This is a genomic window from Streptomyces yongxingensis (genome assembly GCF_055597465.1).
Map to the genome: position 1 here is coordinate 1368192 of NZ_CM145717.1, position 23135 is coordinate 1391326.

Annotated in this window: 18 protein-coding genes; 9 read left to right on the plus strand and 9 right to left on the minus strand. The window is 71.7% G+C overall.

From position 1 onward, the window contains the following. Nucleotides 1–15: 15 nt before the first annotated feature. A complete protein-coding gene (locus ACZ6TD_RS05725) occupies nucleotides 16–195 on the minus strand; it encodes a hypothetical protein (protein WP_471351317.1) in 180 nt (59 codons plus the stop codon). Between the two features lie 10 nt (nucleotides 196–205). Beyond that, nucleotides 206–1270 carry an alpha/beta fold hydrolase gene (locus tag ACZ6TD_RS05730; RefSeq protein WP_471351318.1) on the minus strand — a complete coding sequence of 355 codons (1065 nt, stop codon included), beginning with the start codon at nucleotides 1268–1270 and terminating at the stop codon, nucleotides 206–208. 259 nt (nucleotides 1271–1529) lie between these two features. On the opposite strand from ACZ6TD_RS05730, the gene ACZ6TD_RS05735 reads away from it, so the two are divergent. The 3 genes from ACZ6TD_RS05735 (at nucleotide 1530) to gndA (ending at nucleotide 4883) form a co-directional block, all read left to right on the plus strand. Next, the gene (locus ACZ6TD_RS05735; RefSeq protein WP_471351319.1) at nucleotides 1530–2168 is read left to right on the plus strand and encodes a response regulator; all 639 of its coding nucleotides are present in this window, start codon (nucleotides 1530–1532) and stop codon (nucleotides 2166–2168) included. Further along, a complete protein-coding gene (locus ACZ6TD_RS05740; protein ID WP_471351321.1) occupies nucleotides 2165–3208 on the plus strand; it encodes a sensor histidine kinase in 1044 nt (347 codons plus the stop codon). Before ACZ6TD_RS05735 ends, ACZ6TD_RS05740 begins: the two co-directional genes overlap by 4 nt. A gap of 220 nt (nucleotides 3209–3428) precedes the next feature. Continuing rightward, a complete protein-coding gene (gndA, locus tag ACZ6TD_RS05745) occupies nucleotides 3429–4883 on the plus strand; it encodes an NADP-dependent phosphogluconate dehydrogenase (RefSeq protein WP_471351322.1) in 1455 nt (484 codons plus the stop codon). Nucleotides 4884–4965: 82 nt separating this feature from the next. Here the strand turns inward: gndA and ACZ6TD_RS05750 are convergent, their stop codons facing one another. Together ACZ6TD_RS05750 and ACZ6TD_RS05755 are read right to left on the minus strand one after the other, a co-directional pair. Then, nucleotides 4966–6309, minus strand: a complete 1344-nt coding sequence (locus ACZ6TD_RS05750; protein ID WP_471351323.1) for an MFS transporter — start codon at nucleotides 6307–6309, stop codon at nucleotides 4966–4968. Nucleotides 6310–6387: 78 nt separating this feature from the next. Beyond that, nucleotides 6388–7539: an XdhC family protein gene (locus tag ACZ6TD_RS05755; protein ID WP_471351325.1), complete on the minus strand. Its 1152-nt coding sequence runs from the start codon at nucleotides 7537–7539 to the stop codon at nucleotides 6388–6390. Nucleotides 7540–7589: 50 nt separating this feature from the next. Here ACZ6TD_RS05755 and ACZ6TD_RS05760 point away from each other — a divergent pair, with 50 nt between their 5' ends. The 5 genes from ACZ6TD_RS05760 to ACZ6TD_RS05780 all read left to right on the plus strand — a co-directional run bounded on the left by ACZ6TD_RS05760 (nucleotide 7590) and on the right by ACZ6TD_RS05780 (nucleotide 12971). Continuing rightward, nucleotides 7590–8177 (plus strand): (2Fe-2S)-binding protein, encoded by a 588-nt coding sequence (locus ACZ6TD_RS05760; protein WP_471351327.1) that lies wholly within the window; start codon nucleotides 7590–7592, stop codon nucleotides 8175–8177. Continuing rightward, complete coding sequence (locus tag ACZ6TD_RS05765; RefSeq protein WP_471351329.1) at nucleotides 8174–9175, plus strand: FAD binding domain-containing protein; 1002 nt, start codon at nucleotides 8174–8176, stop codon at nucleotides 9173–9175. The genes ACZ6TD_RS05760 and ACZ6TD_RS05765 overlap by 4 nt, the downstream gene beginning before the upstream one ends. After that, nucleotides 9172–11334, plus strand: coding sequence for a xanthine dehydrogenase family protein molybdopterin-binding subunit (locus tag ACZ6TD_RS05770; RefSeq protein ID WP_471351330.1), 2163 nt, complete (start codon nucleotides 9172–9174; stop codon nucleotides 11332–11334). Before ACZ6TD_RS05765 ends, ACZ6TD_RS05770 begins: the two co-directional genes overlap by 4 nt. 10 nt (nucleotides 11335–11344) lie before the next feature. Continuing rightward, entirely contained in the window at nucleotides 11345–11992 is a 648-nt protein-coding gene (locus tag ACZ6TD_RS05775; protein ID WP_471351332.1) for a TetR/AcrR family transcriptional regulator, read from the plus strand. 82 nt (nucleotides 11993–12074) lie between these two features. Then, entirely contained in the window at nucleotides 12075–12971 is an 897-nt protein-coding gene (locus ACZ6TD_RS05780) for a lysozyme (RefSeq protein WP_471351333.1), read from the plus strand. Nucleotides 12972–12982: 11 nt separating this feature from the next. On the opposite strand, the gene ACZ6TD_RS05785 is transcribed toward ACZ6TD_RS05780, so the two are convergent. From ACZ6TD_RS05785 to ACZ6TD_RS05795, 3 genes are all read right to left on the minus strand, one after another. Beyond that, nucleotides 12983–13588: an extensin gene (locus tag ACZ6TD_RS05785; RefSeq protein ID WP_471351334.1), complete on the minus strand. Its 606-nt coding sequence runs from the start codon at nucleotides 13586–13588 to the stop codon at nucleotides 12983–12985. Between the two features lie 170 nt (nucleotides 13589–13758). Next, nucleotides 13759–15006: an acyltransferase family protein gene (locus ACZ6TD_RS05790; RefSeq protein ID WP_471351335.1), complete on the minus strand. Its 1248-nt coding sequence runs from the start codon at nucleotides 15004–15006 to the stop codon at nucleotides 13759–13761. Beyond that, nucleotides 15003–17342, minus strand: a complete 2340-nt coding sequence (locus ACZ6TD_RS05795) for a glycosyltransferase (RefSeq protein WP_471351336.1) — start codon at nucleotides 17340–17342, stop codon at nucleotides 15003–15005. The genes ACZ6TD_RS05790 and ACZ6TD_RS05795 overlap by 4 nt, the downstream gene beginning before the upstream one ends. Before the next feature lie 684 nt (nucleotides 17343–18026). Here ACZ6TD_RS05795 and ACZ6TD_RS05800 point away from each other — a divergent pair. Then, nucleotides 18027–19211 (plus strand): FAD-dependent monooxygenase, encoded by a 1185-nt coding sequence (locus tag ACZ6TD_RS05800; RefSeq protein WP_471351338.1) that lies wholly within the window; start codon nucleotides 18027–18029, stop codon nucleotides 19209–19211. Nucleotides 19212–19348: 137 nt separating this feature from the next. On the opposite strand, the gene ACZ6TD_RS05805 is transcribed toward ACZ6TD_RS05800, so the two are convergent. Together ACZ6TD_RS05805 and ACZ6TD_RS05810 are read right to left on the minus strand one after the other, a co-directional pair. After that, nucleotides 19349–20203 carry an ABC transporter permease gene (locus ACZ6TD_RS05805; protein WP_471358850.1) on the minus strand — a complete coding sequence of 285 codons (855 nt, stop codon included), beginning with the start codon at nucleotides 20201–20203 and terminating at the stop codon, nucleotides 19349–19351. A gap of 5 nt (nucleotides 20204–20208) precedes the next feature. Then, nucleotides 20209–23007: an alpha/beta fold hydrolase gene (locus tag ACZ6TD_RS05810; RefSeq protein WP_471351339.1), complete on the minus strand. Its 2799-nt coding sequence runs from the start codon at nucleotides 23005–23007 to the stop codon at nucleotides 20209–20211. Nucleotides 23008–23135: the final 128 nt, after the last annotated feature.

Consider the following 23135-nt stretch of genomic DNA (forward strand, 5'->3'; position numbering starts at 1 on the left):
TATGCGCGGCGCCTTTCACAGGCACGTACGAACGAGCCATTCGTCGGAGTCGTACGCGTCTCTCGCCGAATCCGGTACCGTGGCCGGCTTTTCTTCGATCATTTGCTCCGCACGAATGCGCTCCGGCAACGTGCCGAACCTGGCACGCCTCCTGGTCTCGGCGGCATCGGAGGGCGTGGGCATTTCGGATGTCATGTCATCCTCCTCAGAATCGGTCGACGTCGAGGACGGCTTCGGCGAACGCCTCGGGCGCTTCCTGCGGCACGTTGTGGCCGATGCCCTCGAGCGTTCGGTGGTCATAGGGGCCGGTGAACTTGTCCCGGTACGCGGCGCCGTCACCGGCCGGGGTGAAGGGGTCCAGCTCACCGTCGAGGGTGATCGTGGGCACCGCGATGCCGGGCGCGGCCGCCAGGCGCGCCTCGAGCCGGTCATAGCGGGGGTCGCCCTTGGCCAGGCCCAGCCGCCAGCGGTAGTTGTGCACCACGATGGGGACGTAGTCGGGGTTGTCGAACGCCGCCGCCGTGCGATCGAAGGTGGCGTCGTCGAAGTGCCACGTCGGGGAGACAGTGCGCCAGATGAGCTTCGCGAAATCGTGTCGGTACTTCTCGAAGCCCAGCGCACCGCGGTCGGTCGCGAAGTAGTACTGGTACCACCATGCCCACTCGGCCGACGGCGGCAGCGGCAGCTTGTTCTTCTCCCGGTTGGTGATCAGGTAACCGGTCACGGAGACCAGGGCCTTGCACCGCTCCGGCCAGAGTGCGGCGATGATGTCGGCGGTCCGGGATCCCCAGTCGAAGCCGCCGAACACGGCCTTCTCGATCTTCAGGGCGTTCAGCAGGGCGATGATGTCGAGGGCGATCACCGATTGCTGCGCGTTGCGGAAGGTGTGGGGCGAGCGGAAGCTCGTGGTGCCGTGGCCGCGCAGATGGGGGACGATGACCCGGTAGCCCCGGGCCGCCAGCAGGGGCGCGACCTCCCCGTAGCTGTGGATGTCGTACGGCCATCCGTGCAGGAGGATGACGGCCGGTCCGTGGGCCGGACCGGCTTCGGCGTAGCCGATGGTGAGCTCGCCGGCCTTGACCTGCTTCAGCACCGGGAAGGACCCGCCGCCGGTGTGCGACGCCGGCGCCGTTGCCGCCCTGCCGGCGCCCGGCCCGGATGACGACGAGGCCGCTGCCGACGAGGGGCTGCTCAGGCCGGTCAGTGATGCGGCAGCCGTTCCCGCCGCCCCCGCGCCGATGGCCTTGCCGAAGGTACGCCTGTCGATCATCTGTGAACCTGAACCGTTTCTGTCCGTGTCGGCGCGGCGGGCGTTTCACGCCCGACTGAGTGCTCTGAACAGCCATAGTGGTGCTCCGGCGCCGTGGGGGCCTCGGTGTCCGTCCGCAGGCTTCCTTCGGGTTTCCCGCAGCCGCCGCTCCGGAGTTCGTCCGATCGCTCCACCGGTGCCCTGGGGCCCGGACCGGCCGGCCCCGCCGAGTACCTTTACTCCCGTGCATGCCGACCGCGCTGAACAGGGAGTGGATGCCGTGTCGCGCCTCAGCGTGGTGATCGCCGACGATCATCCTGTGGTCCGTGCGGGGATGCGAGTGCTGTTGTCCCAGGACGATTCCCTGGAGGTCGTCGCGGAGAGCTCCACGGTCCCGGAGACCGTGGAGACCGTGACGAAGCACCAGCCGTCCGTGCTGGTCCTGGATCTCACCATGGCCGGGCAATCCAGCCTGCCCTCGATACCGGACCTGCTCGCGGCGTCCCCCGGCACCCGGATCCTGGTCCTCACGATGCAGGAGGATCCCGCGTTCGCCCGCGCGGCCCTGCGGATCGGGGCGGCCGGATATCTGCTCAAGGAAGCGGCGGCGGAAGAACTGGTCGGTGCGGCTCGCCAGGTCGCGAAGGGAGCCACGTACCTCCAACCCGCCATGGGCGCCCGACTGGCCATCGCGGACACCGGCACTCCCGGCACCGATGGCGATGCGTCTTTGACCGCGCGCGAGCTTCAGGTTCTCTCGCTGCTCGCCTTGGGCCACACCAACCAGGAGATCGCGCGACGTCTCCACGTTTCGGTCCGGACGGTGGAGACTCACCGCGCCAGGCTTCGGGACAAGCTCAGAACCGAGACCCGGGCAGAACTCATCGCCGCGGCTCGCGAGCGCGGACTGCTGGGATGAACAGCTCGCCGCGGGCCAAGGCCGGTCCGATCATGGAGGCCGCCGGTGCGGCGCTGCTCGTCATCGCCTTCGCGATCGAGGTCCTCCAGCAGCAGCCCCGCTGGGTGATGCGGCTCTCCCTCGGCGCGGCCGTTGTCCTCATCATCGCGGCGGCGCTGAACACCGCCGTCCGGCGGGCATGGCTGGCGGCCCTGTGCGGGCTCGCACTCATCCTCGCCGTGTCACAACTGGTGCGCATGACCAAAGAGCCGCTCTTCAACGGCTTGAACATCGTGCCTCTCCTGCTGATCGGCTGCGCCGCCATGCTGGGCCGCAGCGCGGTGGCGCGCCGCCGCAGTCTCGCGCGGGAGCGGGCTCGGGCCCGCAGCGACGGCGAAGAACGAGAACGGCGGCGCTGGGCACGCGAGTTGCACGATGAGACGCTTCAGGAACTGGTCGCCGTTCAGATCGTTCTGTCCACCGCCGCCGGCGGCGGCGAGCCTGCCGCCATGAAGGAGGCCATCAACCAGGCGCGCGGCCTGATCGCGAACCAGATCACATCGTTGCGGCACCTGATCGTGGAAATGCGGCCCTTCGCCCTCGACCAGCTCGGACTCGCGCCCGCCCTCGAGACGCTGTGCCGGCGCACCGGGGAAACCTTCGGGCTGGAGGCGGAACTGCGCGTCGGAGCCGAGTGGAGCGGGCTCGGGGACGAACTGTCGCCAGAAGCCCAGGCCCACATCTACCGCATCGTGCAGGAAGCGGTGAACAACGCGGTCAAGCACGCTCAGGCGAGCCACCTTCTCGTGGAACTCGACAGCGACGATCACGCGATCAGGGTGGCGGTCAGGGACGACGGCCGCGGAATGGCTCATCAACCTTCCACCCCGGTCGACCGATCCGCGCTCCGCACGGTGGTCTCCACGGGTACCGGACTGTCGGCCATGCGCGAGCGCGGCCACCTGCTGAACGGACACCTCACCATTGGTTCCACCCCCGGTGAGGGAACCCGCGTCTCGCTCCTGATACCCCGCCGCGCCAAGCGACGCTCCAGGGCCTAGTCGTTGTCTTTTTATGGATACTCCACAATCCGGTGCAGCGCCCGGGCGGGAGAAAAATGACACACCCCGGCCGCTTTCCCCGGACACTCATCCGCCGTCGCGCACATCGTGCAACTATGGCCGGGCGATACCCGGCTGATCGATGGGGAAGATCCTCGCTCCCCTCGGCGTTGCTGCCTCGCATAAGCTTTCGATGCGCGTGACAGGAGTGGAACACCGAATGCCCAGCCCTTCCACCGCCCAGCCCACGGCCCAGATCGGCGTCACCGGGCTCGCCGTCATGGGGAGCAACCTCGCCCGCAACTTCGCCCGGCACGGGCACACCGTCGCTCTCCACAACCGCACGTTCGCCAAGACCAAGGCGCTGATGGAGGAGCACGGCCACGAGGGGGACTTCGTGCCGGCCGAGACCGCCGAGGAGTTCGTGGCCGCGCTGCAGCGGCCCCGGCGGCTGATCATCATGGTCAAGGCGGGTGCGCCCACCGACGCCGTCATCGAGGAGTTCGCACCCCTCCTGGAAGAGGGCGACGTGATCATCGACGGGGGCAACGCCCACTTCGAGGACACCCGGCGCCGGGAGAAGTCCCTGCGCGAGCGCGGGCTGCACTTCGTGGGCACCGGCATCTCCGGCGGCGAGGAGGGCGCGCTCAACGGGCCCAGCATCATGCCCGGTGGATCGGTGGAATCCTACAAGTCGCTCGGCCCGCTGCTGGAGTCCATCTCCGCCAAGGTGGACGGCACGCCGTGCTGCACCCACATCGGCCCGGACGGCGCCGGCCACTTCGTGAAGATGGTGCACAACGGCATCGAGTACGCGGACATGCAGCTCATCGCGGAGTCGTACGACCTGCTGCGGCGGGCTCTTGGCATGTCGCCGGGTGAGATCGCGGAGGTGTTCCGCACCTGGAACGGCGGCCGCCTGGAGTCGTATCTGATCGAGATCACCGCCGAGGTGCTCGGGCACACCGACGCCGCCACCGGCAAGCCGTTCGTGGACGTCGTGCAGGACCAGGCCGAGCAGAAGGGCACCGGCCGCTGGACCGTGCAGACCGCGCTGGACCTGGGCGTGCCGGTGAGCGGGATCGCCGAGGCGGTGTTCGCCCGTTCGCTGTCCGGCCACGCGGATCTGCGGAACGCCTCGCAGGGGCTGCCGGGGCCGTCCGGCAAGGGGCTCACGGGCGCCGCGGCGGAGCGGTTCGCCGACGATGTCGAGCAGGCGCTGTACGCCTCGAAGATCGTGGCGTACGCACAGGGCATCCACCAGATCGAGGCGGGCAGCCAGGAGTACGGCTGGGACATCGACCCCGGGGCGGTCGCGCGGATCTGGCGGGGCGGCTGCATCATCCGGGCGCGGTTCCTGAACCGGATCACCGAGGCGTACGCCAAGGAGCGCAAGCCCGTCACGCTGCTGACCGACGACCACTTCGCCGAGGCGCTGGGCACCGCGCAGGACGCCTGGCGGCGGGTGGTGGCCACCTCGGTCGAACTGGGCGTGCCGGCGCCGGGCTTCTCGGCGGCGCTGGCGTACTACGACGCGCTGCGCTCGCAGCGGCTGCCCGCGGCGCTGGTCCAGGGGCAGCGGGACTTCTTCGGCGCGCACACCTACCGGCGGGTGGACCGCGAGGGTTCGTTCCACACGCTGTGGGGCGGCGACCGCGACGAGCGTACGGCCTGAGAGCCGCGACGGCCGTGCCCCCGCCCCGGGTTCCGGCGGGGGCACGGCCGTGGTGCGTTCGCTTGCCCGCGCGGCCGCGTCGTCAGGGCGTGTAGCGGCGGAAGGCGGGCACCGCGACGGCGAGCCCGAGCGTGCTGACGGCCACCAGCAGCCCGCCCGCGGCGACCGCCGCGCGGGCCCCGAGGAGGGAGCCCGCGGTGCCGTGCAGCAGATCGGCGATGCGCGGGCCGCCCGCCACCACCACGGTGAACACGCCCTGCATCCGGCCGCGCATGTCGTCGGTGGCGGCGGCCTGGAGGATCGTCCCGCGGAAGACCATCGAGACCATGTCGGCCACGCCCGCGAGGGCGAGGAAGGCCACCGCCCACCACAGGTTGACACTGAGCCCGAATCCGGTGATGGCCACGCCCCAGGCCACCACGGCGGCGATGACCATCAGACCGTGGCGGCGGGCGCGGGAGAAGGTGCCGGACAGCAGACCGCCGGCCACCGCGCCGAGCGGGATCGCCGCGAAGAGCAGGCCGAGCGCGAACCCCTCGCCCCAGGGCGCGTAGGTGTGCGAGGCGAGCTGGGGGAAGAGCGCGCGGGGCATGCCGAAGACCATGGCGATGATGTCGGCGAGAAAGGACATCAGCAGGATGCGGTGGGCGGCGATGTACCGGAAGCCGTCGGCCACATCCCGCCATCCGGCCCGCCGCGCGCCGCCCGCACCGCCCTCGGTGAGGGGCGGCAGGGCGGGCAGCCGCCAGACGGCCCACAGGGTGGCGCACAGCGCCACGGCGTCGATGAGGTAGAGCGCGGGCAGGCCGAGGACGGGGATCAGGGCGCCCGCGAGCAGCGGGCCGAGGATCATGCCCGTCTGGGCGACGGTGGACTGCAGGGCGCCCGCGGCGGGCAGTTCGTCGGCGGGGACGAGTCGGGCGACGGAGGCGCTGCGGGCCGGGGAGTTCATACCGAAGAAGCCCTGCTGGGCGGCGAGCAGCACCATGAGCAGCGCCACCGAGTCCAGACCGGCGAAGGACTGGGCCCAGAACAGCAGCGAGGTGACGGCGATGCCGACGTTGGTGACGAGCATCAGGGTGCGCCGGTCCATCCGGTCGGCGACCACCCCGCCCCACAGCGCGAAGACCACCAGCGGGAGGAGACCGGCGAAGCTGGCGTAGCCGACCCACGCCGACGAGCCGGTGATGTCGTAGATCTGCTTGGGCACGGCGACGGCGGTGAGCTGGCTGCCGATGGCGGTGACGGTGGTGGAGCTCCACAGCCGGCGGAAGGGGCGGTGGCGCAGCGGCCGGGTGTCCATCACCCAGCGGCGCCAGCCGGGTCTCGGCGGCGGGGCGGGGGCGGCGTCCACGGCGCCGGGGACGGCGTCATCGTCGGCGGCGGTGGGTTCTATGTCGTCGTCGCTGCTTCGAGCGGTCTCCACGGCTGGTTCGATTCCTCCTACATCCATTTCGGGCCGGGAACCATTGTGACGATCCCCGGCCCCAGCCGTGCCCCGGTCTCAGCCTCCGGCCGCGGGCCGCATCGGCTCCTGACGGTGGATGCTGCCGCTGAGGGAGGTCAGCCGGGTGCCGCTGCCGCCCCAGCGGTCGGCGATGATCTCGGCCGCGATGCTGACGGCGGTCTCCTCCGGCGTACGGGCGCCGAGGTCCAGGCCGATCGGCGAGGCGAGCCGGGCCAGCGACTCCTCGCCGAGGCCGGTGGCGCGCAGCCGGCGGAGCCGGTCGTCGTGGGTGCGGCGGGAGCCCATGGCGCCCACGTAGGCCAGTGGCAGGCGCAGGGCGACCTCCAGCAGTGGCACATCGAACTTGGGGTCGTGGGTGAGCACACAGACCACCGTGCGTTCGTCGATCCGGCCCGCCTCCGCCTCGGTGCGCAGATAGCGGTGCGGCCAGTCGGTGACCACCTCGTGTGCCTCGGGGAAGCGGCGCGGGGTGGCGAAGACGGGCCGGGCGTCGCACACGGTGACGTGGTAGCCGAGGTAGGCGCCGATCCGGGCCATGGCCGCCGCGAAGTCCACGGCGCCGAAGACCAGCATCCGCGGCGGGGTGGCGTGGACCGAGACGAACAGGGTGAGTTCCTCGTCCATGCGGACGCCGTCGTAGCCGTAGGCCAGGGTCTCGGTGCGCCCGCCGGCCAGCAGTGCGCGCGCGTCCTCGGCGACGGCCGCGTCCAGCCGCCCGGAGCCGAGGGATCCGGAGGTGCCCTCGGGCCGTACGACCAGCCGGCGGCCCAGCCGCCCCTCCGGGTCGGGCCCGTCGACGGCCACGCAGATCACCTCGGCCACCGGCTCTCCGGCGGCCACCGCCTCGGCCACCTCGCCCAGTTCGGGGAAGCCCGCGGGGTCGATCCGCTCCACATAGACGTCGATGATTCCGCCGCAGGTCAGCCCGACCGCGAAGGCGTCGTCGTCGCTGACGCCGTAGCGCTCCAGCGCGGGCCTGCCGCTGTCGGTCACCTCCTGGGCAAGTTCGTAGACGGCGCCCTCGACGCAGCCGCCGGAGACGCTGCCGATCGCGGCGCCATCGGGCCCGACCAGCATGGACGTCCCGGGCGGCAGTGGCGAGGAATGCCAGGTCGCCACGACCGTGGCACGGGCGAACGGCTCGCCCTCGCCCCACCATCGGTGCATCTGCGCTACGACGTCCCGCATGGAATTCATATCTCCTCGCCACGGATGTAAGAGGTTGATACATTCAATGTATGAGCCTCTCACATCACTCACCGAGTAGCGACATCATCCTGCGGATCAACGGCACGTCCCACGCCCTGACCATCGACAACCGATCGACCCTGCTCGATGTGCTGCGCGAGCGACTGGGGCTCACGGGCACCAAGAAGGGCTGTGACCACGGTCAGTGCGGGGCCTGCACGGTGCTGGTGGACGGTGAGCGGGTGAACAGCTGCCTGATGTTCGCGGTGACCGCCGAGGAGCGCGAGATCGTCTCCATCGAGGGCGTGGCGGCGCTGTCGGACGGCGGGGAGCTGCACCCGGTGCAGCGCGCCTTCCTCGACCACGACGGGCTGCAGTGCGGCTATTGCACCCCGGGCCAGATCTGCTCCGCCATCGGGGCGCTGGGCGAGGCCGGGCGCGGCTGGCCCAGCCATGTCACCGAGGACACCGCCACCGGGGTGGCCGATGTCTCGGCGCTGGACGCGGCGGAGGTGCGCGAGCGCATGAGCGGCAACCTGTGCCGCTGCGGCGCGTACAACGGGATCGTCGAGGCCGTGCTGGAGGCCGCGGGCGCCCAAGGCGCCCAGGACACGGCCGCCGTCGGAGGCGTCCGATGAAGGAGTTCGCCTACGCCCGCGCGGGCGACGCCGCCGAGGCGGCCGCGCTGATCGCCCAGCGCCCCGACGCCACCTATCTCGGCGGGGGCACCAATCTGGTGGACCTGATGAAGCTGGGCGTCACCGGCCCCGGGCTGCTCATCGACGTCACCCGGCTGCCGTACGACCGGATCGAGCACCGCGAGGACGGCTCCGTGCTCATCGGCGCCACCGTGCGCAACGGCGCGCTGGCGGGCGATCCGGGCATCCGCGAGCGCTTCCCGCTGCTGTCCCAGGCGCTGCTGGCGGGGGCCTCCGGGCAGTTGCGCACGGTCGCCACGGTGGGCGGCAATCTGCTGCAGCGCACCCGCTGCGGGTACTTCCAGGACGTGACCAAGCCGTGCAACAAGCGCGAGCCGGGCACCGGGTGTCCGGCGATTCAGGGCGCGCACCGCGATCTGGCCGTGCTGGGCACCTCCGACCACTGCGTGGCCTCCCACCCCTCCGACATGGCGGTGGCGCTGGTGGCGCTCGACGCGGTGGCACACGTGCGGTCGGTGGACGGCGGCTCGCGCACCGTTCCGGTGGCGGAGCTGTATCTGCTGCCCGGCGACACACCGCACCGGGAGACCGTCCTGGACCACGGCGACCTCATCACCGCCGTGGAACTGCCCCCGCCGCCGCACGGTGCCCGGATGCGCTACCGCAAGGTGCGCGACCGCTGGTCGTACGCCTTCGCGCTGGTGAGCGTCGCCACCGCGGTGTCCGTGGCCGAGGACGGCTCGCTGCGGGACGTGCGGATCGCGCTCGGCGGGGTGGCGCCGCGGCCGTGGCGCGCCCGGATCGCCGAGGAGCGGCTGCGCGGCGGCCGGCCGGACGAGGAGACGCTGCGCGAGGCGGCGCGGGCCGAGCTGGCCGAGGCGCGACCGCTGCCCGACAACGCCTTCAAGGTCGACCTGGCCACCGATCTGATCGTCGCGGGCGTCCGCGACCTCGTCGCGAGGAGGGATCGCGCATGACCACCGTCGAGCAAAGCATCGGCGCCCCGGTGATCCGGGTCGACGGCCTGGACAAGGTGACCGGCGCGGCGCGCTACGCCTATGAGTTCCCCACCCGGGACGTCAGTTACGTATGGCCGGTGCAGGCCACCATCGCCCGTGGCCGGGTGACGGAGGTGGACCCCGCCCCGGCGCTGGCCCTGCCCGGTGTGCTGACGGTGCTCGACCACACCAACGCCCCGCGGCTGAACGCCGAGGCGGAGGCGAGCGCGGACCTCTTCGTGCTGCAGTCCCCTCAGGTGGCGTACCACGGCCAGATGGTGGCCGCCGTGGTGGCCACCTCGCTGGAGGCGGCGCGCGAGGGCGCGGCGGCGGTCCGGGTGGGCTATGAGCGGGAGCCGCACGATGTGGTGCTGCGCGCCGACGACGAGCGGCTGGAGATCGCCGAGACGGTGACCGACGGCAGCCCGGGCCTGGTGGAGCGCGGTGACGCCGATGCCGCCTGGGCGGCGGCGCCGGTGCGGGTGGACGCCACGTACACCACTCCGGTGGAGCATCCGAGCCCGATGGAGCCGCATGCCACCATCGCGGTGTGGGACGAGGACCGGCTGACGCTGTTCAACTCCGACCAGGGCCCCTACATGAGCGCGCAGGTGATGTCCGCGCTGTTCGGGATCGAGCTGGGCGCGGTGGAGATCGTGGCCGAGTACATCGGCGGGGGCTTCGGGTCCAAGGGCATTCCGCGCTCGCCGACGGTGCTGGCGGCGCTCGCCGCGCGGGCCGTCGAACGGCCGGTGAAGATCGCCCTGACCCGGCAGCAGATGTTCCAGCTCATCCCCTACCGCTCCCCCACGATCCAGCGGGTGCGGCTGGGGGCCGAGCGCGACGGCCGGCTGACGGTGATCCAGCACGAGTCGGTGCAGCAGCGCTCGGCCCAGGTGCCGTTCGCCGACCAGACGGTGTCCTCGACGCGGATGATGTACGCGGCGCCCCACGCCCGTACGACGGTGAAGGTGGCGCCGCTGGATGTGATGACGCCCGCCTGGTTCCGCGCCCCCGGCCACACCCCGGGGATGTTCGCGCTGGAGTCGGCCGTCGACGAGCTGGCCGGGGCGCTGGGCATGGACCCGGTCGAGCTGCGGATCCGCAACGAGCCGGAGCACGACCCGGAGAGCGGCAAGCCGTTCAGCAGCCGCAATCTGGTCGCCTGTCTGCGTGAGGGCGCGGCGCGCTTCGGCTGGGAGCGCCGCGATCCGGCGCCGGGGATCCGGCGCGAGGGCCGCTGGCTGCTGGGCACCGGTGTGGCCGCCTCGCATCACCCGGACTACACCTTCCCCTCCTCCGCGGTGGCCCGCGCCGAGGAGGACGGGACGTACCGGGTGCGCATCGGCGCGGCCGACCTGGGCACGGGCGCCCGTACCGCCCTCACCCAGGTGGCGGCGGACGCGCTCGGCGTTCCGCTGTCGCGGCTGCGGCTGGAGATCGGGCGTGCGTCGCTCGGCATGGCGCCGTTCGCGGGCGGTTCGCTCGGCACCGCCTCGTGGGGCTGGGCGGTGGACAAGGCGTGCCGTGCGCTGCTCAAGGAGCTGGACACCTACGGGGGTGTGGTCCCGGACGGCGGTCTGGAGGTGGTGGCCGACACCGCCGAGGATCTGAAGCGGCGGGCGGATCTGTCGCGGCACACCTTCGGGGCGCAGTTCGCCCAGGTGCGGGTGGACGGCGACACCGGTGAGATCCGGGTGGACCGGATGCTGGGCGTGTTCGCGGCCGGGCGGATCGTCAATCCGCACACCGCGCGCTCCCAGTTCCTCGGGGCCATGACGATGGGTCTGTCGATGGCGCTGCTGGAGATCGGCGAGGTCGATCCGGTCTTCGGCGACTTCGCCAACCATGACTTCGCGGGCTATCACATCGCCGCCCACGCCGACGTTCCGCGACTGGACGTGGTGCTGCTGGAGGAGGACGACAACACCACCAACCCGGTGGGCGCCAAGGGCATCGGCGAACTGGGCATCGTGGGCGCGGCGGCGGCCATCGGCAACGCCTTCCACCATGCCACCGGAGAGCGGGTGCGGGATCTGCCGATCCGCATCGAGCGCTCGCGGGACGCGCTGCGGGCCGCCCGGGCCGCCGAAAGGCGCAGGCCAGGGGCGAGTGAGCCGGAATCACGGGTCGGGTAGGGTCACCCGAATGGCACCCACCTCGAAGGGACGCGCCACCTACCACCACGGCGACCTGGCCGCCGCGCTGGTGCAGACGACCCTGGAGATCATCGACGAGGTCGGAGTGCGCGGCTTCTCGGTGGCGGAGGCGGCGCGGCGCACCTGTGTGAGCCCCGGTGCGCCGTACCGCCACTTCGCCGACCGTGACGCGCTGCTCGCGGCCGCCGCCCTCGAGGTCTCGCGGCGGCTGCGGGCCATCTACCTGGACACGGTGGCCGACATCGGGTCCGCCCAGGAGCGGCTGGCGACGGTGGCGGGCACCTTCGTGCGCACGGCGGCCCGCTACCGCGGCGGGCTGGACATCCTCTTCGCGCCGGGGCTGCGGGCCACCCATCCGGAGCTACGGGACAGCAGCAGGGAGTTCGTGGATCTGCTGCTGCCGAGCGCCTTCGAGGTGGTCGCCCCGGGCGAGGCCGCGGTGACGGCCGTGGCGCTGCTCGACGCCCTGCACGCGCTCGCCCGCGGCTATGTCGCCCAATTGCTGGAAGGGAAGTTCGGCGATCCGGATGACGTGGTCGAGGAGGTCGCCATCCGGGCGACCCGGGCCGCCAGGGCGCTGGTGGCGGGCTACGGCGTGCCGTCCGGGCCGGTTGGCGAGGAGGGCCGGGACCGCTGACGGAGGGACAGAATTTCCCGTTCCGCTTCACGTTCTTCGTTCGGCGCGCATACCGTCGATGCGGAACGGATCGGAGGAACAGATGTCCCTGAAATCCGGTAAGGGCGCCCACCGGGCGCCTTCGCGTCTGCGCTCGCCCTACGCCATCGGCGGACTGGGAATGGCGGTCACCGCCGCCGTCCTCGCCACCCTCGTACCGGCCACGGCCTCGACGACCGACCCCGACCCCGACGCCGGCAACGGCCCGGCCCCCGCCGCGTCCGTCCCGCACCCCGAGCGGGACTGGATGGGCTCGACCATCGCCCGCCACGAGAAGACCGACCCCGGCGCCACGCCCCGGGCCACCAGAGCGGCCTCGGTGGAGGGCGTGGACGTCAGCGACCACCAGGGTTCGGTCGACTGGGCGGCCCTGTGGGACGACAACGTCCGATTCGCCTATGTGAAGGCCACCGAGAGCACGACCTACAAGAACCCCTCGTTCGCCTCGCAGTACAACGGCTCCTTCCAGCAGGGCATGATCCGTGGCGCCTACCACTTCGCCCTGCCGGACCGTTCCAGCGGCACCCGTCAGGCGGACTTCTTCGTCGCGGGCGGTGGCGACTGGTCGGACGACGGCAAGACGCTGCCGCCCGTCCTGGACCTCGAGTACAACCCGTACGGAGCAACCTGCTACGGCCTGACCGCCTCCCAGATGGTGAACTGGATCGGCGACTTCACGGCCCGCGTCGCGGAGCGCACCGGACGCCGGCCGGTGATCTACACGACGACCGGCTGGTGGCAGACGTGCACCGGCGACAGCGCCGCCTTCGCCGACCGGAACCCGCTGTGGCTGGCGCGGTACGCCGCCACCCCCGGGCCGCTGCCGGCCGGCTGGAAGACCCACACCCTGTGGCAGTACACCTCCAGCGGGCCGCTGGTGGGTGACCACAACCGGTTCAACGGAAGCCTGGCGGACCTCAAGGCGCTGGCCACGGGGTGAGGCGGCGGCGCTCAGCCGCCGAGCACACCGCCGACCCCGCCGAGCACCCCGTCCAGGGTGTCACCGACACCGTCCACCAGTCCGCCCACCAGACCCTTGCCGTGGTGACCACCCTGGCCAGGGGTCTGCGACGGCTGGCCGGGCTGCTGCGGCGGGGTGGTCGGGTCGGCGCTCGGGGTCGTCTCGCTCGGTGAGGAGGGCGACGAGGGCACCTGGTCGCCCCGCTGCGCGGGGGCGGTGGGCGCCATGGTGGGCGCGGCCTTGGAGGGGGCCGCGTCCGGGGTGGCCGGGGCGGCGTGCCGCGGTGTGCCGGCGCTCCGGTCCGAACCGCCACCGCCGGGGGTGGCGGCGTCGGTGTGGTCGGAGATCAGCTTCGGCTTCGTGGACTCGCTGGGCGCGACATGGCTCTGCGAGGGCGTGTCATCCGCGGTGGGCTCGATCTCCGGCGCCTGCGCCTGCTGTGCGTTCACATCGGAGCGGGCCTGCACGGACTTGTCACCGCCGAGCGTCGAGTGGAGGCCGATGGCTATGGTTCCGGCCACTCCGAGGGCGGTGGCCGCCTTGAGCGTCGTGGTGCGCGCCTGATGTGCGGCGGTCGGTCGGCTGTGTCGACCCATTTCGCTGGTCTCCCCGTTATGGCATGGGTTGGGTGGGGTGCCCCGGAAGCCCGATTCCCAGCGGAACTGATGTCCGACGCACACGTGTCACAGAGTAAAGAACGAGCCAGATGATAACCACCGTCCCCCGGTGTACGGCCACCCGTGCACCGGGGAACGTGTGTTCCTGGCTAGCGCGCGGCCTCATAGAAGTCGCGCGGACGGCCCTTGCCGTCCTTGAGCTTCCCGAGCAGGCTCGCCGGGTACTCGATGACCCAGTAGCTCACCGCGGCGGCGGCCACGGCCACCACCAGCACGATGACCACGGCCAGCGGGAAGCCCGACTGGCCGTCGGGCGGCAGCAGCCCCGCGTTGTACAGGCCCAGCATGATCGGCTCATGCCAGACGAAGAGGCTGTAGCTGGCGAGGCCGACACCGGTGAGCCAGCGGGCCGTGAGCCACGAGTGCCACCGTCCCTGCCGCCGCACATGGATGGTGCTGTACAGCAGCAGCGTCCACAGCAGGGCGGACAGCGGATGGTAGAAGGTGGTGGGGAAGTCCTCCGCCTCCGTACCGGAGAAGGACAGCACATACAGCCCCACCAGGGCGGCCGCCCGCAGCGGGATCGCCACCTTCGCGTGCAGCCGTCCGCGGTCGCCGAGGGCGACCATCAGCACGGCGAGGCCCATGCCCGCCGCGAACCCGCCGAAGCGGGCCTGCGGTCCGAAGTACACCGGCCATTCGGTGTGCGGGATCCGAAGCCCGTAGCGGGCGACCGCGATCCAGAGAAACGGCCCGATGTACAGCACGGCACATCCCACGGCGCACACCGCCACCCGGGAGGCCCTCCGGCGCAGCGGACGGCAGGCGCGGGCGGCCAGCGGGCCGAGCCCCACCAGCGCCACATAGAACATGATTTCCAGCGACAACGACCAGGTGGGGCCGATGGTGTAGAAGATCTGCTCCTGGTCGAAGACCTGGGTGAAGGTGAGATGGTGCAGCAGATCGGACCACTCGCCGGGCAGGGTGGGATTGCGGGTGGCCCAGATGAACGTCACCGCCAGGAAGTACAGCGGGACGATCCGGATGGCCCGCCGGAAGAGGAACACCCGGCCGGGGCGGGTCGAGCCCCCGTCGATCGCCGCCCGTGCGTAGGACAGCGTCAGCAGATACGCGGAGAGGACGAAGAAGAAGTCGATGACCTCCAGCGACACCAGCGCGTTCGCGTACCGGTTGGGCACCGGTGAGTGGGCGCCGTCCCGGTCGTAGACGAAGTACTGCTGCCAGACGTGGAAGACGACCGTGAGGAGCGCCGCCATTCCACGGAAGCCCTGGATCTCCTGGTTCCTCCGGTTCCGCGCGGGCGCGCTCCTGGCGGGCGTGCCGTTGACGGCCCGGGGAGGGGTCGTGGACGCGATGGTCGTGGACACCGTGCTCATGTCCGCTTCACCGCCTTGTCACCGGGGCGCGGGGTGACCCGCCACTGGCGGTCCCGCAGCACCTCCTTGAGGAGCGACTGACGGGCCACGATGTTCTTGAAGTGGCTGTAGAAGACGGTGGACACCAGCAGATACCGCCAGAACCACGCCCTGCGGCGGCGCAGTTCGGGCACCGCGAGCCGCCATGCGAACAGCGCCTGCACCAGCCCGGCGGACAGCGTGAACAGGGTGGCCAGCAGGCAGACCGGCACCGCCCAGTCGAGGTGGTCCACTCCCCCGGCCCGCCACGCCGAGTACAGCAGCACGGGCAGGATCTGCAGGGTCAGCCACGGCTGGATCTCCCGCCAGCCCAGCAGCATCAGCAGTCCCGCCTTCTGGCGGGTGGTGAAGGCCGGAGAACGCAAGCCCCGCCACAGGTACTTCAGCGACACCTGGAGCCAGCCCTGGGCCCAGCGCGACCGCTGGTTCCACAGCGCCTTGAGGGTGGTGGGCGCCAGTTCGCGCGAGATGAGCGTGCGGTCGGTGGCGATCCGGGCACCCTCGTGCAGGGCGCGCATCGTGGAGTCGATGTCCTCGGTGAGCATCGTGCCGTGCATCCGGGTCCGGGCGAGCAGATCGGTGCGCCAGAAGCCGTTGGAGCCGCCGAAGACGCCGAAGGTGTAGAGCCGGGTCCGGCCGGGGTGGCTGACGGCGTAGATGGCCTCGAACTCCACGCCCACCAGCTTGGAGACCCAGGAGCTCTCGCCGTTGCGGATCACACAGTGGCCCTGGACCACGTCATACCCGTTCGACAGCCAGTGCCAGGCGTGCTGGAAGGCGTCGGGCACCGGGTGGTGGTCCGCGTCGAAGATGCCGACGAACTCACCGCGTACCCGGGTGACCGCGGCGTTGACGTTCTGCGCCTTGGAGGTGCTGCCCGCCACCGGCATCAGCACCAGCCGCGGGTCGCGGCGGGCGATCTCGCGCAGGGTCTCCTCGACGGGCATGGGGTGCGGCGTGTTGTACGCGAGCACGATCTCCAGCTCGTTGGGGTAGTCCAGGCGCAGGAAGGACTCGATGGTGTCGACGATGGTCGCGGCCTCATTGGGCAGATACGCGGCGATGACGGCGCTGGCCGGTGGATACGGCTGCGCGGGCCGTTCCGGCCGGGGCTTGGCGTCGAGCGAGAAGAGGCACTCCAGCACGATCAGCGCGGCGGAGAGCACCAGGCCGGACACCACGACCCAGTACGCGGCCGAGCCGACGTCCCAGCCCAGCTCGTACATCTGCTGGTAGAAGACGAACGGGATGCCCACCCCGAAGAGGAGCACCAGGACGGGCGAGAGCGCCGACAGCAGGGCGCGGAGCGCGGTGGCGAAGGTACGACGGCCGCGCCGGTGGGTGCCGCGCATCCACGCCGCGTACTTGACCGGCCGCAGGTCCCGGTGGCGGATCGACTCCTCGACCGCGTTCCGGGCGCCCGCGACCGCCTGGGCCCGGTCCGCGCAGTCGGCCAGCGGGATCCATCCGATCGCCGGGGTCAGCCGCACGTTCTCATCGGCCACCACGAAGCGGGTCCCGGCCACGGCGTTGGCGAAGTTCTGCAGTTCGCGGCGCGCGGTGTCCTCGTCCACACCGGGCATCAGCATCAGCAGATGGCCTTCGTCGTCCCAGCCGAGCCGGTCGCACACGCCGCCCAGCTTCTCGGCCACTCCCGCGAGACGTTCGGCGACCTCACGGCGCACCCGCGGCCCCAGCCGGGCCTCGAGGGCGGCGATCTCGGCCACGCCCACCATGGCGACGACGCCACCGGTGCGGCTGTCGTCGACCCGCTTGAGCTCCCGGTCGAGCTCGCCCAGGAAGTGGGGCTGGGAGTACAGCCCGGTGCGCGGGTCGAGCAGCAGGTTCTCGACGGGGACCGGGACCCGGCGCAGCTTGGCCTCGATCCGGGCGGAGAGCTCGACGGGGTCGGAGGTCTCCGCCACGCAGTCGTCGGCGCCGCCGCGCAGCATGTCGGCGACCCCGGTGGGGCCGGGGTCGGAGGTGACCATCAGCAGGGGGAGCGCCCGTCCCGCGGGGACGGCGCGGACCTCGCGTATCACGTCCAGTCCGTCGTCGGCGTCGTCCAGGGCGACGATCGCGTCCGGCGGGGAGTGCCGCATCTGCCGGCTGACGTCGCCGGGCTCCGCATGGCTCACCTCATGCCCGGTGGAGACGAGTGTCCGTGTCAGCCGGTCGAGCCTGGGGCCCGGTGCGCCAACCGCCAGCACATGCCCGTTCGATCCCGCCACGCCGCCGCGGGCGGCGGGCACGGGTTGCTGGGATTCGCGTGATCGTGGGTGGTGCGAAGTAAGCACCTGAGGGGTTCCTTTCGTGGGGGGTGCGTCACCGAACGGGCCGTGGGCACGCGGACGTTCCGGCCGGGGCCAGGGCAGACCACGTGGTCATGGCAGACCACCTGGCCCGCGGGCATGTGCACAGGGGCAGGTGCCTACGGGCAGGCCGGAGGACGGCGTCGCCGGGAAGGCCGGGGCGATCCGCCGTTCGGTGAGTGGTGAGAGGCGGCTACGCCGCGACCGTGACCGATCCGCGCGGGGAGAGGTGAGATCTCCGGCGGGGTCTCGGGCAGACGGGCACGACGGCGGCGGGGATCACGCGGACGTGCTCCAGCGAATTGCGCATTAGGTCCCATCCTGTTCGGATCGTGGGGGGCGGACCGAACGTCACCAGTACGGGGCGACCGATCTTTTGGGCCGACCGGTCGGAATCCCCAGTCTCATCGATCACTACGGAATCACACAACACATCGAAGTAACACTCTCATTAACCGATGAGAGAGTTCCGTTCGCCTGCCGATCGACCACGGCCATGCCCAACTTGCCTGCGACACGGGGGTGTCGGAGCTCTGTCGGTACGGCGTCGGTGGCTCGTCGGCGCGTCATCGACCCGGCGTCGGCGGCGCGTCGGTGCGGTGTCGGTAGCTCCGGCCAGTCTTTTTCGAGGCACCACATTCGGTGGTTGAATTCGGAAGGGACAACACCATGCGGAATGCACGGGTTCTGATTTCCGGGGCCAGTATCGCCGGGCCCGCGCTCGCCTACTGGCTGGATCGCTATGGCTTCCAGGTCACCGTCGTGGAGCGCGCCGCGCGGCCGCGCCCGGGCGGACAGGCGATCGACGTACGGGGCCCGGCGCTCGAGGTGTGCGAGCGGATGGGCGTACTGGAGGAGGTCCGGGCGCGCCGCACCGGGCTGCGCGGCATGTCGATGGTCGACGACGACGGAAAGGAGCTGTTCAGCACCACCGAGCGGACCGCGAGTGGCGGGGATCTCAGCAGCTCCGACATCGAGATCCTCCGGGACGATCTGTCGTCGGTACTGATGGCCGCGGGCGGCGACGGAATCGAGTACCTCTTCAACGATTCGATCGCCTCGCTCGTCCAGGGCCCCGACGAGGTGGCGGTCACCTTCCACCGGGGCGGCGCGCGTGCCTTCGACATCGTGGTGGCGGCCGACGGGGTGCACTCCTCCACCCGGGCGCTGGTCTTCGGCCCGGAGGAGAGCTTCCTCCGCCATCTGGGGGGCTATCTGGGCGTGTGGACGGTGCCGAACTATCTGGGCCTCGACCGCTGGGAGGTCATCTACCAGATGGCCGGCGACGTCTGGGGCGGCATGGTGATGAGTGTCCGCGACAACACCGAGGCCCGGGTCTACATCGGCATCGACTCGGACGAGCCGCCCGCCACGTTCCTCGGCTCCCGGTCCGTCTCGGAGCAGAAGCGGCTGGTGGCCGAGCGGTACCGGCACGCGCGCTGGGAGATGCCACGGCTGCTGGAGTACATGTGGGGGGCGCCGGACTTCCACTTCGACGCGATGGCCCAGATCCACATGGACTCCTGGTCCCGTGGCCGGGTGACCCTGGTCGGTGACGCCGGTTACTGCGGCTCACCGGCGTCCGGGCAGAGCACCAGCGTGGCCGTGGTCGGCGCCTATGTCCTGGCGGGCGAGCTCAGGGCCGCGGGCGGCGACCACACCGCGGCCTTCGCCGCCTACGAGCGCGAGCTGCGGGGCTATGTGGCGGCCAACCAGCAGCTCGCGCTGGACAACAAGGCCCGGAAGGACGCGGCGCAGGAGACAGCGGCCGGGCAGGAGCCCGACACCAACCCGACCCAAATCGACGACCGCTTCTACGAGGTGGTCAACTCCTACCCGCTCAAGGACTACTGACCGGCCCGACGGCCCTGGCCGGGCCAGCAGCCCTGGCCGGGCCAGCAGCCGTGGCCGGGCCAGTAGCCGGGACCGGGTCAGCAGCCGGGACCGGGTCAGCAGCCGTGGCCGGGCCCGGACCAGGAGTCGTGGCCGGGCTAGGACACCACGTCCTTGCGGCCGAAACCGCGGAAGGCGAGCGCGACGAGCACCAGCGCGTACGCGACGGACACCGAGACGCCCTTCACCATTCCGCCCCACTCCATGTGGGGCTGGAGTGCGTCCGCCCACGCGAACTGCCAGTGCGCGGGCAGGAAGTCGCGCCACGAGCCGAGCGCGGTGACCGCGTCCAGCACATTGCCCACGATGGTGAGCCCCACCGCGCCGCCCACCGCGCCGAGCGGCGCGTCCGTGACGGTCGAGAGCCAGAACGCCAGGGCGGCCGTGACCAGCTGGGACAGGAAGATGTACAGCACCACGAGGGCCAGCCGGACGAGGGCGTCGCCGACCGGCAGCTCACCGCCCGTGGGCATCCGCAGCGGCCCCCAGCCGTACGCCACGGTGCCCACCGCGAGCGCGACCAGCGGCAGCAGCACCATGGCGGCCGCGCTGAACACCAGGGCCACCGTCAGCTTGCTCACCAGCAGCCGGGCCCGGGGCACGGGCGCGGCCAGCAGATAGCGCAGCGAGGACCAGCTTGCCTCGGAGGCCACGGTGTCGCCGCAGAACAGCGCGACCGGCACCACCAGCAGAAAGGCGGCCGAGACGAACAGCGCGGTGGCCGCGAGGTTGGCGCCGGAGGCGGTGGCCGTGGTCATCAGGGTGACCCGGTTCTCCTGCCCCTCGGGGGTGCCGCCGATGGCGAACGCGACCACGAGGACGAACGGCAGCACGGCCAGCACCAGGCCCATCACCAGGGTCCGGCGACGGCGTAGCTGCCGTACGGCCTCGACCCGCAGCGGCAGGGTGTGGCCGGCCCGGTAGCCGGGTGCGACCTCGGTGACCTGGGACAGGGAGCTCACGCGGATCCTCCTCCGATCAGTGTCAAGAAGGCGTCTTCGAGGCGCCGGTTGGGCCCGAAGCTGGTCACCGGGATCTCCAGCCGCACCAGTTCGGCGAGCAGCCGCGCCGGCGTGGTCCCGTCGAGCTGGACGAGCAGTCCGTCGGCGGTGCGGCGGGCGGAGCCGACCCCGGGCAGCGCGCCCACCTTGCCCGTCAGGGCCTCGCTCAGCTCGCCGTCGTGGCCCACCAGCACACTGCCGCCGTTGCCGGTGATCTCGCCGACCGGACCCGCCTGGATGAGCCGGCCGCGGTCCATCACGACCAGATGGGTGCAGGACTGCTCGACCTCCGCCAGGAGATGGCTGGAAACGATCACCGTGCGCCCCGCGGCGGCGTACCGGATCATCACCTCGCGCATCTCGCGGATCTGCGGCGGGTCGAGGCCGTTGGTCGGTTCATCGAGGATCAGCAGATCGGGCAGGCCCAGCATGGCCTGGGCGATGGCCAGCCGCTGCCGCATGCCCTGGGAGTAGGTGCGTACGGCACGCTCCAGCGCGCTGCCCAGGCCCGCGATCTCCAGGGCCTCCTCGATATGGGCGTCGGCGGCGGGGCGGCCGGTGGCCCGCCAGTACAGCTCGAGGTTGGCGCTGCCGGTCAGATGCGGCAGGAAGCCCGCCCCCTCGACGAAGGCGCCGACGCGGGACAGCACGGGCGCGCCGGGCCTGATGGCCTGGCCGAAGACCCGGATCTCGCCGTCGTCGGGGGTGATGAGCCCCATCAGCATCCGCAAAGTGGTGGTCTTGCCCGCGCCGTTGGGCCCGAGGAGCCCGAGCACCTGCCCCTTCTCGACGCGGAAGGACAGATCGCGCACCGCGTAGCGATCGGCGGACTTGGCGTAGCGCTTGCTCAGGCCGGTGATCTGCAGGGGTACGTCGGCCAGTTCGGGGTCGGGCGGTGCAGTGGCCGTACGCCGCCTGCCGGCCAGCAGCAGCGCGAGCGCCACCACGGCCGCGCCGAGCGGCAGCCCCCACACCCATGCGGGCAGCGGGGCGGGCTGGGTGTGCACCCCGGGGGCGGTGGGCACCGTCAGGCCGCCGTCCGCGAGCCCGACCGTGTAGGTGGCGGGCTCGGCCGGGGAGGCGTAGCCGAGGTCGGTGGAGGCGAACACGAGCCGCAGCCGGTGGCCCGCGATGAGCTCGTGGTCCACGGCGGGCAGCCGCACGGTGACGGTACGGCCCTGCTTCGCGCCGTTGACGCGCAGCGGCGCGACCAGTTGCTCGGGGAGCACCTGCTGTCCGTCCGGCCCGACGTCGTAGACCTTGGCGAAGAGCACGGCGTCGTCCGTGTCGGCCTTGACCCGCACCTTCACCTCGGGCGATCCGGTGATCCGCACGGCCCGGTCCAGCGGCGCCGAGTCGAACCGGGCGAACTGGCCGGGGACATCGAGGGTGAGGCCGACGCCGAGCGAGGACACCTGGGACAGCCCGGCGATGCCCGGCACCGTGGAGACGGAGGGCGGCCCCGCTCCGGGCGGGTTGGCGAACGACTGCTCGCGTCCGCGCAGCGGCACCGTCCGGCTGCCGTCGCCGAGACCGGGGTAGCGGTCGCCGGTGGCGCCGCGCAACTGGACCGCGCCGTTGGTGGTGTCGATGCCGCCGGTGCGGCTGATCCGGAAGGCGGGTCCGGTGTCGGTGCCCTTGTCGCCCTTGAGGTAGCGGTCGAACCAGGCGTCGGTGCGGGCCGCCACCCGTGAGGTCTCGCGGTCGCCGCCGTCATGTCCTCCGGCCGTCCAGTCGACGGCGACCGGAGCCCCGTTGGCCCGGATCGCCTTCGCCATGGCGTCGGCGTGGCCGAGGGGGAAGAGGGAGTCGGCCTGCCCCTGGAGGATCAGCGTGGGGACCTTGATCCGGTCGGCGACGGCGGACGGGCTGCGGGCCTCGAGCAGCCGGCGGGCGGCGGCGTCGGGCTTTCCGGCGACCGCGACCCGCTCGTACATCTCGCACAGCTGCTTCTCGAAGCGACCGCAGCCCTGGCCCCGGTCCGTCCTGGCCTCTCGCCCGCCGTTCGCCTCTCCCGGGTCTGCCTGGGCCCCTTGGCCCGCCCCGCCGCCTTCCTGGCCCCCCTGACCTCCCGGCCCCATCCCCCCACCTGAGCCTCCCGCGCCGCTGGCGTCGCCCTGGCCGCCCTGGGCACCGGTGAGGTCGCCCGAGCCGGTGGTGAAGAACAGCCCGGCCCAGAGCTTCTTGTAGACGCCGTTCGGGAAGAGCGCGTCGGCGAGGTTCCAGTAGGTGATCTCGGGCGCGATGGCGTCCACCCGGCGGTCGTATCCGGCGGCGAGCAGGGAGATCGCCCCGCCGTAGGAGGCGCCGGCGACGCCCACCCGGGGGTCGCCCTGGCGGTCGAGCCGCACCTCGGGACGTTTCGCCAGCCAGTCGATGAGCCGCCGGACATCGGCCACCTCGTGGTCCGGGTCATTGAGCCCGATCTTCCCCGTGGATCTGCCGAAGCCACGCGCCGACCAGGTCAGCACGGCGTAGCCGTCGCGGGCCAGTTCCTCGGCGTGGTCGCGTACGTCGTCCTTGCTGCCGCCGAAGCCGTGGCCGAGCAGGACCGCGGGCCGGCGGCCGGTGCCCGCGGTGAAGTACGAGGTGTCGATGCGCGCGCCCGGCATGTCCAGCACGCGGTCCTGGCGGTGCACGGCCGGCCGGTCGCCGGAGGCGGCGACCGCCCAGGTGCCCGCGCCCACGAGGAGGACCGCGGCGGCTACGGCGGCGGCCAGGCGCCGGCCCCTCGGCCGGGTCTTTCGGAGATCCATGTCTGAAACCCTAAGAGGAGGAGGCAAACGGCACGGCTGACACCAGACGGATTCTCGTCCACTCCCCGGGGAGTACCCGGACACCCCCCGTACACCCGGCGCGGTATGCCCCCGACCGTGGCGGCCGG